The sequence below is a fragment of the Stutzerimonas kirkiae genome, from assembly GCF_004327335.1.
In the GTDB taxonomy this organism is placed as follows: domain Bacteria; phylum Pseudomonadota; class Gammaproteobacteria; order Pseudomonadales; family Pseudomonadaceae; genus Stutzerimonas; species Stutzerimonas kirkiae.
Genome location: NZ_QJUO01000077.1, coordinates 1 through 933 on the forward strand (window position 1 = coordinate 1; position 933 = coordinate 933).

Annotated in this window: 3 protein-coding genes; 2 read left to right on the plus strand and 1 reads right to left on the minus strand. The window is 51.7% G+C overall.

Annotated features, from left to right (window positions below):
- Positions 1 to 495 (plus strand): hypothetical protein (locus tag DNJ95_RS19085; RefSeq protein ID WP_207388785.1); only part of this gene is annotated, 495 nt, incomplete at its 5' end.
- Complete coding sequence (locus DNJ95_RS19090) at positions 492 to 722, plus strand: hypothetical protein (protein WP_131186278.1); 231 nt, start codon at positions 492 to 494, stop codon at positions 720 to 722. The genes DNJ95_RS19085 and DNJ95_RS19090, both read left to right, overlap by 4 nt.
- 35 nt (positions 723 to 757) lie before the next feature.
- On the opposite strand, the gene DNJ95_RS19860 is transcribed toward DNJ95_RS19090, so the two are convergent.
- Positions 758 to 871, minus strand: coding sequence for a SymE family type I addiction module toxin (locus DNJ95_RS19860; protein WP_420856755.1), 114 nt, complete (start codon positions 869 to 871; stop codon positions 758 to 760).
- Positions 872 to 933: the final 62 nt, after the last annotated feature.

A 933-nucleotide genomic window follows, 5' to 3' on the forward strand; every position in this document is an offset into this window, starting at 1 on the left:
CGGGAGTATGAGAGCGTTCGGGATATTCTGGCGCAGACACCGGCGGGGCTGACAAATGAAGCTGCGTTGGCTATTGTGGCGCTATTGGGTCAGGCTAGAGGGGCTGGGGCGGTTGGTGGGGCAAAAGGAAATGCGACAACAGGAAGCGTTGTAGCTAATGAAGCCACAAATGCAAATGCTCAAGCCGCATTGAGAGCGAAACTATCAGGATTACAAAAAGCTCAAGAAACCGCAGCTATTACTAAAACGCTGCCTGATGGCCGTGTTCGGTACTACACACAAGAGGTTCCCGCTAGAACAGAGGGAACTACTCGAGGCGCTTCTTTTGTTACGGAGCTTGATCCTAAAACCGGCAATACAAGGCAGTGGATGGAAAGCTATGACCATTCAGGGTCTGTAATTCGTGTCCACCCAAAGAGTATCAATGGGCAGCCGGTTGATGCTCAGCACTACCCCCCAACTGGAGCAGAATTAAAGAACTGGGGGCAGCAATGACTTTAGGAAACGTAGTGGCCGACAGGCTTGAAAGATTAGCTGTTGGTGGATTTGATGTTTTTAAAATATCAAAAGAGGCATTTGCCATTTATCAAGAGCCGGGGCTTTCTCTCACAAGGGATTTAGACATGGCGTTGTTATCGCTGATAGCAATGGAAGAGGGGCCGGAGTTTGAGATGACAGAAAAAGAGTTTCAGGATTTACTGTCTAAGATTCGACAGATGTAGTTTCAATATCTCCGGCTCTCGCCGGGGTATTTGTTTCACTCCGCCGTAATCACCAGGCAGCCCTGCATCACCCGGATTCTGATCTTCTCGTTGACCTGGAAGCCGGCCTGTTGCAGCCAGTGGCCGCGCAGCTTGATGCCGGGGACGATGCGGTCGTGGGTGTAGGCGGGTTCACCGAGCGGCGGATAGTAATCGGCGGCGACGGTGGCGA

Excerpts from the sequence above, each read along its gene's own strand:
- DNJ95_RS19090 (WP_131186278.1), top strand. The coding sequence starts at position 492 with ATGACTTTAGGAAACGTAGTGGCCGACAGGCTTGAAAGATTAGCTGTT.